This window comes from Paenibacillus lupini (genome assembly GCF_011761355.1).
In the GTDB taxonomy this organism is placed as follows: domain Bacteria; phylum Bacillota; class Bacilli; order Paenibacillales; family Paenibacillaceae; genus Pristimantibacillus; species Pristimantibacillus lupini.
Genome location: NZ_JAASRW010000004.1, coordinates 409,477 through 422,236, shown reverse-complemented (window position 1 = coordinate 422,236; position 12,760 = coordinate 409,477). Strand labels below are relative to the sequence as shown.

The 12,760-nt window shown below is 47.5% G+C and carries 8 protein-coding genes; 4 read left to right on the top strand and 4 right to left on the bottom strand.

Annotated elements, in window-relative coordinates:
- Window positions 1–103 precede the first annotated feature (103 nt).
- From FHS17_RS15360 to msrA, 3 genes are all read left to right on the top strand, one after another.
- Window positions 104–853, top strand: a complete 750-nt coding sequence (locus tag FHS17_RS15360) for a YheC/YheD family protein (RefSeq protein ID WP_167279277.1) — start codon at window positions 104–106, stop codon at window positions 851–853.
- A gap of 330 nt (window positions 854–1,183) precedes the next feature.
- Complete coding sequence (locus tag FHS17_RS15355; RefSeq protein WP_208420392.1) at window positions 1,184–1,849, top strand: ABC transporter ATP-binding protein; 666 nt, start codon at window positions 1,184–1,186, stop codon at window positions 1,847–1,849.
- A gap of 163 nt (window positions 1,850–2,012) precedes the next feature.
- Window positions 2,013–2,534: a peptide-methionine (S)-S-oxide reductase MsrA gene (gene msrA / locus FHS17_RS15350; protein WP_167279276.1), complete on the top strand. Its 522-nt coding sequence runs from the start codon at window positions 2,013–2,015 to the stop codon at window positions 2,532–2,534.
- Window positions 2,535–2,575: 41 nt separating this feature from the next.
- On the opposite strand, the gene FHS17_RS15345 is transcribed toward msrA, so the two are convergent.
- Window positions 2,576–3,580 carry an acrylyl-CoA reductase family protein gene (locus tag FHS17_RS15345; RefSeq protein ID WP_167279275.1) on the bottom strand — a complete coding sequence of 335 codons (1,005 nt, stop codon included), beginning with the start codon at window positions 3,578–3,580 and terminating at the stop codon, window positions 2,576–2,578.
- A gap of 75 nt (window positions 3,581–3,655) precedes the next feature.
- Window positions 3,656–4,327, bottom strand: a complete 672-nt coding sequence (locus FHS17_RS15340) for an O-methyltransferase (protein WP_167279274.1) — start codon at window positions 4,325–4,327, stop codon at window positions 3,656–3,658.
- A 140-nt stretch (window positions 4,328–4,467) separates the two neighbouring features.
- Here FHS17_RS15340 and FHS17_RS15335 point away from each other — a divergent pair, with 140 nt between their 5' ends.
- A complete protein-coding gene (locus tag FHS17_RS15335; protein WP_167279273.1) occupies window positions 4,468–5,364 on the top strand; it encodes a LysR family transcriptional regulator in 897 nt (298 codons plus the stop codon).
- Window positions 5,365–5,420: 56 nt separating this feature from the next.
- Here FHS17_RS15335 and FHS17_RS15330 read toward each other — a convergent pair whose 3' ends face one another.
- Both FHS17_RS15330 and FHS17_RS15325 read right to left on the bottom strand, forming a co-directional pair.
- Complete coding sequence (locus FHS17_RS15330; protein ID WP_167279272.1) at window positions 5,421–11,885, bottom strand: S-layer homology domain-containing protein; 6,465 nt, start codon at window positions 11,883–11,885, stop codon at window positions 5,421–5,423.
- A 322-nt stretch (window positions 11,886–12,207) separates the two neighbouring features.
- Window positions 12,208–12,756: a GNAT family N-acetyltransferase gene (locus FHS17_RS15325; RefSeq protein ID WP_167279271.1), complete on the bottom strand. Its 549-nt coding sequence runs from the start codon at window positions 12,754–12,756 to the stop codon at window positions 12,208–12,210.
- Window positions 12,757–12,760: the final 4 nt, after the last annotated feature.

Genomic DNA, 12,760 nt, shown 5'->3' with positions numbered 1-12,760 from the left:
TACGGAATCGCCCCGTACAAAGCCCACTCGTACAAGAAAAGGCAAGCATATGTTATTTCTGTAAGACTATCATGTCAGGAAGACGGAGGAAGATAGTGTCCCTATGAAAAAAAGAAGAGGCGTCTATAACAAATGGGCAAAAACCGTTGTGCTTAATAAAAAAGCGTCAATCCGAAGTCATGTCCCGCACACACTCCTGTTCAGTGAATACTCCTTGAGGAAAATGCTTCATCTCTATCACATGGTATATGTAAAGCCGAATAAAGGCTCCCATGGCGTAGGTGTCATGCGCGTCGAATCTAATAACGGCACCTATTCCTATCAGATCGGCGCAAAAAGAAAAAGCAATCTGAGTTGGGCACAATTAACAGCCTCCTTGAAGCGTAAAATTGATAACACCACTTACATCGTTCAACGAGGCATCCATCTATCGAGATACAAAAACCGAATTTATGACCTGCGTGTTGTGCTGCAGCTGAACGAAAGCCGCGCTTGGCAAATCACCGGTATTGTCGCAAGGGTCGCTAAACCCGGAATGGCTGTAACGAACGGTGCGCAAGGTGCTGATACTCACACTTTTGAATCCGTCATAGCTGCTCAGGGAGGCACCGAGTTGGTTGAAAGGCTGAGAGCAGAGTTCCATAACGTATGTATCGATTGTGCGCATCTGCTATATGCCAAGTATCCTTACCTTAATGAACTTGGATTTGATATTGCTCTCGATCATCAGATGCATCCCTGGATTCTGGAAGTGAATACAACACCTGAGGCTACTCCATTCCGCAAACTTGCGAATAAATCGATGTACAATCGCATGATGCAATTGCGCAGGCTGAATGCACGCAGATCTTAATGAAAACAAGCTGGAAAAGCGGAAAAATAAAGTGTAAACGGCTGCGCCTTCTTTAGAAGGAGCAGCTTACGTTTTCGCGGGTGAAATATAAGCCCAGCATAGAGAAAACTTATACACTTTCTGATATTTTGAACAAGCTGTTTGAATAGCCTCTATAGTAGGTCAATGCTTACGAAGTAAGAATTGAGTCGTGCGCCAATTTTCTTTAGGTCAACGCTTACGAAGTAAGAATTGACGCCAAAAGCATGCGCCAATTCTTTAAGCCAACGCTTACGAAGTAAGAATTGACGCCAAAAGCATGCGCCAATTCTTTTTAGGAGGAGGATCAAGATGGCCATCGTTCAAATGGAGCAAATTACGAAGCATTACCGAATGGGCGGGCAACGTTATACGGCCTTGCAGCATATTTCTCTGGAAGTTGCTCAAGGGGAGTTTGTTGCCATTCAAGGACCGTCCGGCTCCGGTAAATCAACGCTCATGAATATCATGGGCTGCCTGGACACTGCTGACAGTGGTACTTACATGCTGGAGGGCAAACGGGTATCGGCGTTGAGCGATAATCAACTGGCGGATGTACGTAATAAACGGATTGGATTTATTTTTCAAAACTATAATCTGATACCAAGTTTAACGGCTTATGATAATGTCGAGCTGCCGCTTATTTATAGGGGAGTTTCGGCCAATACGCGAAAAAAAGCGGTGCTGGAGACGCTCGAATCGGTTGGACTCAGCGGACATATGAACCACCGCCCGGCGGAATTGTCTGGAGGACAGCAGCAACGGGTTGCTATTGCGAGAGCGCTTGCAACGAATCCATCGATTCTGCTCGCAGATGAACCTACAGGGGCGCTCGATTCACATACGGGAAAAGAAATAATGGCTCTGCTTGCCAAACTTCATGCGGAAGGCCGCACCATTATTCTCATTACTCATGATCAAACGGTGGCCGCCTGCGCAGACCGTATCCTTTATATTCGAGACGGTGCTATCGCATAGTCAATTCATTCGTAAGCCCCATCGCGCTCTCCATTTTACATGGGAGGCAATGGGGCTTATCTGAGTTTACATAGCGGTAAATTGACTTCTTTCGCTCGGCAAGTTACTTTTAGAGGAACGATGGTTCATGCAAGTAAGTCGCTATAAGAGAGGGTTAGGTAAGATGCAATTACAGCAAGCAACATTTGCCGGTGGCTGCTTCTGGTGTATGGTTACACCGTTTGAAGAACTCCCCGGGATTCATGGAATTATATCTGGTTATATGGGAGGCCATGTGACGGATCCAACTTATGAGGAAGTAAAAAAAGGAACGACCGGTCATCTCGAGGTCGTACAAATTACGTTTGATCCAGCGTTGTTCCCCTATGAACGCCTGCTGGAGCTATTCTGGCCTCAGATTGATCCAACCGATGCAGAGGGACAATTCCAGGATCGCGGAAGCCAATATCGCACCGCTGTCTTTTATCATAATGAAGAGCAGCATGAGCAGGCACTTGCTTCCAAGCAAGTATTGGAGCAGTCCGGCCGCTTCGATAAGCCGATTGTGACAGAGATCCGTGCAGCCGAAACGTTCTATCCGGCAGAAGAGTATCATCAGGATTTCCATAAGAAAAACCCGAAGCATTATAAGGAAGACCGCGCGCAATCTGGACGTGATGAGTTTATCGAACAGAATTGGAAATAAAAAAAGGGGCAGCTCATGAATTTCATGATTGCCCCTTCTTCCTATACTTCCCCAATTTTGACAATGGTTCTGCCTCTAACCTGACCTTGCAAAATGCTGGATAGTTCTTGTGGCAGCTGCTCCAGAGTAATTTCGTTAACGATTGTTGAGCTTAACATCGTTGGTTTCAGGTCCGTTCCAAGTCGTTCCCATACACGCCGGCGAAGCTCCATCGGGCACTCAACCGAATCAATGCCAAGCCAGTTTATGCCTCTAAGAATAAACGGATAGACGGAAGTCTCTACTTCGATGCCTCCGGTTAATCCGCTGGTTGCAACCGATCCGCCATATTGGAGAGTGCTGAGTAAATATTGAAGCGTTTTGCCGCCTACGGGATCAACCGCTGCTGCCCATAACGGACGACGGATGGGCTTGCGCTCCGAAGATTCCGTCAGCTCATTCCGATGAATAACATGAGCGGCACCAAGCTCCTTCAAATAAGCTTCTTCACTAAGCCGTCCCGTGCTTGCCGTTACCTCGTAACCACGTCCCGCGAGAATGTTCACAGCCACACTGCCTACTCCCCCGCTTGCGCCAGCAACAACAACCGGACCTTTATCCGGTGTCAGCCCATTGTCTTCAAGCCGCTGGACAGATAATGCAGCTGTGAAGCCTGCTGTGCCAAGAATCATTGCTTCACGAAGTGTCAGCCCCTCCGGCAGAGGAACAACCCAGCTGGCAGGAACACGAGCTAGCTCACTGTATCCGCCATAATGTGAGACGCCAACGCCATAGCTCGTTACTATTACGGAATCGCCCGACTTATAACGAGGGTCGCTTGATTCAACTACGGTACCGGATAGATCGATTCCCGGAATATGCGGATAGCTTTTCACCATTCTTCCTAGTATCGCTACCATTCCGTCTTTATAGTTAACACTGGAGTAAGCTACTCGAACGGTAACTTCCCCTTCCGGCAAATCTGCTGCTGTTAGACTCTTAATGGTAAGCTCTGGCTGTTGCCCTTCTCCATTGCTATCTGCTACTAAAGCACGAAAGTTATCCACTCTTGTATCCACTCCTTTGATTCGTTTCCTCTTTCTATTTTATCGCAAAGGAAAGAGGAGAGCCAATGAAGGAGATTAGCTATTAACAAGGCCTAGTACAAATCCGTCATAACCTTTGACGCCAACCGTTTGAATCGCTGTTGCTGTCACCCGTGGTTCCTCAGAGAGCAGATCGTAAAATGTTCTTACTCCTTGAACTCGAGGATCTGTACTGTTCTTGTTTATCACTTCACCATCTCGAATAACGTTGTCGCCGATAATAACCGTACCAGGGTGAGAGAAACGAAGTGCCCATTGCAAGTAGTTAGGGTTATTTGGTTTATCTGCATCAATAAAGATCAGGTCAAATGCTGCCGCCCCTTCCTCCTCCAGCTTCGCCAGTTGCTCTAAAGCATCTCCCACTCTTATCTCTACCTTTTCCGCTAGCTGGGCTAAGTTAATATTCTCTTGTGCGACCTGTGCATGGAATGGTTCAAGCTCGAGGGTAATGAGTTGACCGTCTGTTGGCAGTGCTCTAGCCATCCAGATCGTGCTGTAGCCGCCCAATGTTCCTATTTCCAAGATTCGTTTAGCACCAATCATTTGCGCATATAGATTCAATAGCTTACCTTGATTTGGTGCTACATCAATCGCCGGCAGCTCTGCCCGCTTATTGCTTGCAAGCACCTGCTCCAGCACAGAATCCTGCTGAACAAGGCGGTCCGTAATGTAAGCATCAACTTTTTCCCAAGTGTGTATGGAACTCATAACGATCACTTCTCCTCGTTGTGGGGTTAACTTCTACTTCTATAGTAAGCGAGTTATAATGATAAGAATAATATATGTTTTTCTTAGACTTATATATAAAATATATGATATTACAAATATCTCAAGGAGGCGGCTTTGCCTTGAATTTACATGCTTTGCGTTTATTCCATACAATTGCTGCTGTTGGCAGTGTCACTCGCGCATCGGAATTACTCAATATCAGCCAGCCTGCTATTACTGCGCAGATCAAGAAGTTCGAGAAAGAATTATTGATCTCGCTGTTTAAGCCACAAGGCCGAGGTATTGCATTAACCGATGCGGGAGAAGAGCTTGCTGTGTTAGCCAAAAGACTATTCGCCGTCGAGCAGCAAATCGAGCAGTTTGCATCTAATTACAGCAACGGTGCGATAGGCAGTATCCGCCTCGCTGCAACTTATCTGCCCGCACACTTCCTGATCCCCGCTTGGATTGCAAAGTTTAAGCAGCAATATGAGCAGGTCGAAATGAAAATTACAACAACCAACTCCAGTGATGCCTTGAAGCAGCTGTTAGATGTAGAGGTCGATATCGCGATATTCGGAGGTATAGCCGAGAACTATCCGGATACAATTCAGACCGAAGAGTTGTTTCAGGACGAACTATGGTTTGTTGTAGCACCAGGTCATCGCTATGCCAATCAACGGGTATCGCTGCCCAACATGATGAAGGAGCCTTTTGTTATGCGTGAGGAGGGCAGCTCTACTCGGGAACGGCTTCTCTCTTTATGCCGTACTTACAATTCTTCCGCACCAACCATCTCTCTGCAATTTAACGGCCTGCATGAAGCGATCACCGCCGTTATTGCCGGTTATGGAGCCAACTTTGTCTCCTCCCTGGTCGTACGCGATTATGTCGAGCGCGGCGAACTTGCTCGTGTGTACGTGGAAGGCATCGATCTCAAAAATACGATCGCGATCTGTACCCGCAAGAACGAAAAGCTTCCCGCTTCCGCCATGAATCTGGTGCAGATGATCCGCCAGAACCCTTATGTGAAATAGGGGGCAAAAAATAAAGCTGTCCCCCCATCATTCAGGGGGACAGCTTTTTACTGCTGCTATACACCTAGCAGCTTATAGATCACTTTCGCGCTTTCGGCGCGTGTCGTGTTGCCTTGCGGGTCGAACTGACCTTGGCCTTTGCCACTCAGGAAGCCAAGCTTCACGGCTGCTTCAATGGAGGCTTTTGCCCAGTCGTGGATAGCAGCTGAATCGGTAAACGCACTAACTGATTCACTGCTTTCTGCTTTCTTACCCGTCTTCACTTCATACGCACGCATAAGCATAACTGCCATCTCTTCACGTGTAATAACGGCATTTGGAGCAAAGGTTGTTGCTGTACGGCCGCGGATGATTCCCGCTTCAGCAGCTGCGTTAACGCTCTTAGCATACCAACTGCCAGCCGCTACATCCGTGAATCCTGCTGACTTTGTCGCCTGCAAATTCATCGCACGAACAAGCAGCGCTGCAAATTCCGCACGTGTAATGCTGCGTTCCGGCTCAAACTGATCTGCTGTCACACCTGTGATCACATGCTGAGCAGCGAGCTCCTTAATCATTCCCGCAGCCCAATGGGAGGAAGGAATGTCCGTAAACGCCTTGTCGTACTCCAATGCAGCGTACTGAGAGAAGTGATGAATGTCTGCCGTCATCGTACCATCTGCATTTAACGTTCCTCCGACATATTCAAGCACACCGTTGTCCGCCACATAATAGATACCGGTCAGCTTCTTGTCTGCTTCGCCATTTAATTTAAACGTCAGCTTAAGCGGTTCATCAAACTTGCTAAGCACCGTTATTTCTTTGCCGCTGTCATCAACAAGCGCAAGACGGAAATCAAATACCGTTGAAGCTGATTTCAGTTTCACATCTCCTGCCGCAGCAGCTTTATCTAGCAGCTCTTGCTGCGTTTTCGCATCGATTGGCTTAAGCTGTAAGACGATATGCGAGGAAGCGCTTGTTCCTCCAGCCTGTTTAAGCAGCTCCTGAAGCACGGCGCTAGGAACTTGGAGTGTCAGGCTGCCTTGCTTCAATTCAAGCTGCTTACCAGCGAGCAATTCGGCAGTGTTAGCAGGCAATACAATCTCTGTTTTACCTTCAACAGCAATTGTTACTTTGCCATCACCGGACTGCTTGATTGTATCCTTTAATTGCTGCTCCGTTACGGTCACGGACGAAGAATCCGGCGTTACTCCACCACTTCCACTGCCGTTACCGTTACCATTCCCATCACCATCGCCGCCGCCATCTCTCGTAATAGTGAGCTCCATCGTTTTAGTCGCTTGAGCAGCACGGCCCGCATCGGTATACCAATCCTGGGCTAGTGTCTCGGCGCTTGGCTCAATATGAAGCGTGAAATGGTTCACTCCCTTTTGAAGCGGAATATCCTCTATTAGAACATTACCGTAAGCATCCATTGCATCGCCGTCAATTGGCTGCTCATTAATGGTAAAGTCTACGCCGTATGGCACATTCGACCGGAGAGTAAATGTCTCATCCGTCGTATCGTAAGAGATATCCTCACCATACGAGATACGCGGCATCGTTACGATCATCGGCATATCGACCCAGCGCAGCACGTAATCGTCAACAACCATCGTATTGCCGCCTTGGTTCTTTATCGTCAGCCTCATGTTCGTATCCGTCGATGAATACGCATAGTTACCCGCATCTACGGTATCATTCGCTAGACGGGCATGCGAGGTAAACGCCTCCGTCTCCCATGTGCCGCGTGTATATTTGTATTGAATCGACTTGCCAGCCATCATTTTGAAGCTGTATTCTACCACATCACGTGTTGTTGCACCGCTTGGAACATTCAGTTTATTCCCCGAAGAATTCCAGCCATTCAGATCACCAGCGAGATAAATATCATCTTGTACCGGCGTATAGCTCGGCAGGTGAACGCGAAGCTTCACATCAACCATAACCAGCTTTGGCGTAACGGTCTGCTCACCTGAGAAAGCACGATTATATGCACTGTCTACAGCAGCTACTTTGTACGTGTAAGTTGTATCATTACTTACGGTGAAGTCTACATAAGAGACATCCGCCTTGCCGGCAATCGTGATTTTCACAAATTCAGAATCAGCCGTCTTGCGGAAAATCTCATAATGATCAACCGTTGTTTCCTCAGCATCCTCTGTCCAGTTAAGCAGAACACGGTTCGATTCAACCGCAATATCTGCGAGTACTGGTGCCTCCGGTGCATTTGTATCCGAGCTGTCAGCTTTAGCAATCAGCGAAGCTTCATCAGACTCCTTGAAGGACTCACTGTTATCCGTGGATACTCTGGCAAAATACTTATATGTTCCCGCTTCCGTTGGTTCAAAAGCTGCCCAGTATACTTTTTGGCCATCTTCCGTATCCGTTTTGTAACGAAGCTTTGTTTCTTCAGCAATCGCTTTGCTTGAGCCATCTTTATAGAAGGCAAGACGGGCAATCACATTTGGCGCTTCTTTAGCCGCATAGGCTTCGTCATCCGTCAGACCTGGAATATTAATTGTTACTTCAATCTCCGAAGTTTTGTTGCCAACACCTAGCGTAACCTCATCCGATGACTTCGTAATCGTTACACTACTAACCGGAAACGACGGTGTAGCGGAGCCGTATTCACTGAGCGGGCTTTCACCATTTTCCGTTACTGCTGTTACTGTATAGTAATATTTCTTGCCGTTTACAACATCCGAATCAGTAAAGCTTGCCTCATCCGGCTGACCAACCAACTGCAATTGTCCGCCTTCAATCGCTGCACGGTATACGTTATAGCCCGTTGCCCCGGATAAAACATTCCAAGTCAACGTCACTTGACCATTGCCGCCAGCTGCGTTTACATGCTGTACCTGTGGCACTTGCACCAATTCAGTCGTCGAAGTCATCATCAAACCGCTCATAGCCTTAATGGTCAACGTAATCTTACCGCCTGTAACCGCTGCTTTAACCTCGCTGCCAAGTTGATCTGCCAGCGTCAAGCCTTCCGGCAGGAAACCCGCTACATCAGCCTCAATCGTAACATCCGTTTCACCGCGGTTTACAACAACAAGCCCCGCCTTACTGTCTGTTTTACGAGCATAAGCAATAACATCACCCGCATAATAAGCTGTTTTCAGCTCGCCTGTACGGAATACTTCATTGTTATCTCGGATGCTGCCCGCCTTTTGATACGTATCAAACAGATCCGCATAGCGGCCTACTCCTTCATACGAACCTTCAGTCCCTGCTACACGTTCCCAAGGGAAAGTACGTCTGGAATCCGGATCCTTTGTCCCTGTAAGACCCACTTCATCTCCATAGTAGATCGTTGGTGCACCCGGATATCCCATTTGGAAAATCGCCGTCAGTGCCTGCATCTTCAGTGCTTTGTCCGAAGCATCAGGTGCAATCGCCAAGTGCTCTTCTTCCCATTCCGGCTTATCGTATTTCGTAATCGAACGGACGGTATCATGAGAATCGACCAGGTTCAGCATCACTTCCCATGCTTCAGCCGGATAATCCTCACGGATCGATTCCAGTGCATCGTTGAATTGCTGCGCATTGCCGTTAATAATAAAGCTTTGCAGAGCGCCGCGGAAACGGTAGTTCATAACCGAGTCAAATTGATCCCCAAGCAGGAACTTTGTTGCTACTCCCCACTCTTCACCAAGAATAATTGGTTCTGGAATCGTCTCGCCATTGCTGTCCACACGGCCTTCTGTCGACTTCACTGCTTCGCGGAACTTCTGCCAAGTGCCTGCCGATACATCAGGAGCTACGTCTAGACGCCAGCCGTTAGCGCCCATCCATTCCCAGCGCTGCGAGTTGGACTTCTGCATCAAAGCTGAAGCTTCTTCATCGCTTTTGCCAGTCAGGTCATGACCGATAACAAGATCGCGGTAACCTTGAATGTTCCATTCATGATTGCCTTCAAGCCCTTCTGTATCACCCACTGCAGCTGTTGGCGCATCGATGACAGGCAAGGAATCATACCCCCACCAGCCTTCGTATTTGTAATGACCTTCCACTTTTTCATTGGATACCGTAAACCATGTTGTAAAATCAAAATCCGCCGGGTAAGCATAATGCTCGCCTGTTGCCGGGTTGATCTGCGCCGTGAACGAATCAACCACCTGCTGTTTCGCTGCTTCCAGCGCTGTACCTTTGTCATTGACCAGATCGTACACTTTAGCCCAGAACTCATAAGCACCAATCTCGGGATATTTCCCATAGCGGTCAAAATAAATCGAGTCGTCGCCAACATGGTTAAATACGCCGTCAACAATCAGCATGATGCCCATGTCATGGGCTTTTTTCGCAAAGTCGGTAAATACACGGTCGGATGCTACCCGAGTCGCTTCATAATCCAGCCCGGAGTTAGGATCACCAGGTGTGTTGTACACAGGCTCGCCAAACATCGGATCAAGATGCTCGTAGTCTGTTGCATCGTATTTATGATTTGAGCTTGCCCAAGCAATCGGATTGAAGTAAATGACGTTCACGCCAATTGACTTCAAGTAATCGAGCTTCTGCGAAGCACCTTGAATATCACCGCCGTAAAATTCATTGGTCCATACGCCATCCGATTTGGCATCCGGGAAGTATGGCTTTTGCTCCGGTGTAATCCGGTCCGGATTTTCCGGAGCAGTCGACCATGTGCCATCCACTTGATTTGGCGTTGGATCATTCGTAACTCCGCCGTCGAAGTACTGCAGCTCGTACCCGCCTTTAGAGGTTACGCCTGCCGTTGTTGTGTCGCCTTGGACAGGACCACGATAGCCGTCTTTGGTTTTTGCACGGTTATTCGTCTTGTCTCCGTCGAAGAAACGATCAGGGAAAATCTGATACACAACCGCATTTTTCATCCAATCCGGAGTTGTGAAATCTTTATCGTAGACGGTCAAGTCATAAGGCAATACGCCTTCATCCGCCGTAGTGCCTGTCGCACCACGTGAGCCGTCATCACCGTATTCCACCTTTACTGTTCCATCGATTAGAATAAACTTATATCCCCATACGCCAATGCCTTGGAAAGCCGCGCCCGGAATCGTTACTTCCCAGTAATCCTGGTTATCAAAAGAAGTCGCCTTGTGCATATCAAATGCGGAAGCAATACCTTCCGGATTGCTAAGCTCAACTCGTACCACCTGCGCGTCACCTGCTTCTGTCGCAATGCGCAGCGTAACATCTTCGCTTCCTTCTTTTATAGCGCCAAACGGCTTCTTATAAGTAATCGAGCGGGAGTCAAAAACCAGCTTATCTCGCTTGATCATCCCGTCAAACTGGCTGTCCGCTGGTTTGTAATTGCTAGTAATCGTCCGATCCGCAAGCACAGTGCTGAAAGTGATATCAGCAGGATCAAGTGTGGTTAGAATAAAGTTATCATTGCCTGCTCCATAATTATTCGACGACCAGTTGTCGCCCTGTATAACCTTCATCTCATAACGGCCTGCCGGCAGTGTCCGCTGCAGCTTGTAAATGGAGCCGTCAAAGTTATAGTCAACAAACATTTGCTTCGCTTGATCCGGCGCCCAAGTAGACTCATCAAACGCTGCTTGAATGTCACCAACAAGACGAGGCCATTCTGCCGCAGTCAACACAGGCACATATTGCGAGACACCACTCACGTCAGGCAGGTTGATACGAATTTGTCCGAGCTCATCATTTAAGTAGAAATTCACTTTCGTTGGAGCTTTAAGAACAAACGCGAAGTTATTGCCATTATTCGAATAACCATCCCATGATCCTTGGCGTACAAGCTTGAACTCATAGCTGCCAGGATCCAGCACAGTCGAATACGCGTAGTACTCACCGACCAAATGACTCATTTGCGTGACTGTTGAAGCATTGTTCCATTCTTGGAACGATCCAACGACTACCCATTTGGCATTGCCGCCTGGCTGATTAACGAATACATCCGCTGCTGGTCCTTCCGCAGGAGGCTCGCCTACAACAATTTTACTATTTCCGTTAGATGTCGAATCGTTCGTTGGATCAGCAAACCATATACTTGGCAGCCCATCTGCCGCCGAAATAAATTTATACATATAAGTGCCGTCTGCCAGCGAATCTGCGGCAAACGTGTAATTACCTTCATCAAGCACCATCTCATGCTGATCATCAAAAGCATTAGCGTCGAAGCTGCCCGCCACCTTAATTTGTGGGGTATAGCTGAGATGAATGATACTATTCTCGTCCGACGTAACACTCAGGTTCGGATTATCCAGCCAATTGCCGTTGACGAGAAATTTATAGCCATAAGCTTTGTTAGGCGCATCACCTGTCACTTCTGCCGTAAAGGTGCCGTCCCCATCCTCATCTGCCAGCACAACCTCAGGATCGCCCCAGCTGTTGAAATCCCCTTTTGCCGTAACGCTGATTGCCGACTTTGGCAATACAAAATGGATCGTGCCGTCTTCCGCATAAGTCCCGTTGATAGCGCTTGCATTTGCTTGCTGCGGTAATTGTCCAAAACCTTGAATAACCATAAGAATAGCCAGCATGAATGACCAGACACGGGCCCTTTTCCTGCTTCGTAATTGTCTCTTCATATGTGTGTAATCCTCCCTAAATCAACGAAATGAGCAAACGATTGCACAAAAGTACGTCAAATCTCCTTTCCGCTGATAAAAAAAAGCTATCCCTCGGATTAGAAGAGATAGCGGGGTTGTTCCGATTTTTTTTCGAAAAATCAGAATACATTGCCCTTAAATTAGGCGTTTATCAGCATGTATTAACTATTCCCATCCTATTATGAAAACGCTTTACAGTCAATAAGGAGTTAGAAGAAATTCACTATTCGACAGGATTGGAGAATTTATGAGCAACCGTTTGCGCAATTTGAACTAGGAAAATAGGTGGAGTGATCCCCACCTATACGTCTGGCCGATCATAGACCATCATCCAGCAGTCGCGATATTCACCTTCATGCCATTCATGCTTTTCGAGCAGCTTCACTTTCTTGAAACCACACTTCTCATAGACCCGTAAAGCCCTCATATTCCAGGCCTGTGGATCCAAGACAATCTTCCCTGCTTTACAATCCTCAGTAAGATAACGCACTGTTTCCTTGATGAGCTCCGAGCCTATTCCCTTGTTCCAATAGTCCGGCTCGCCGATAAACTGATCCATTCCATAGATGACGCCTTTATGATCGGAGAGGTCATACTCTTCTTTTTCATCTTCCTCAATCTCATAGAATTGCAGATAACCGATGTCGATACCATGATGCTGTATAATACAGGACGTTATCCCTTCCCGATCCTCGTAAAAATGCTTCTGAACAAGCGCTTCGTCATGCGGATTATCCCTGCCCTCATAGAATTCCAGCACAACAGGATCACTTAACCATCGAACAAGCAGCGGTACGTCCGATAACTCAAGCGTCCGCAAATTGATCTTTTTCCCCTGTAGAAGGATCATATCA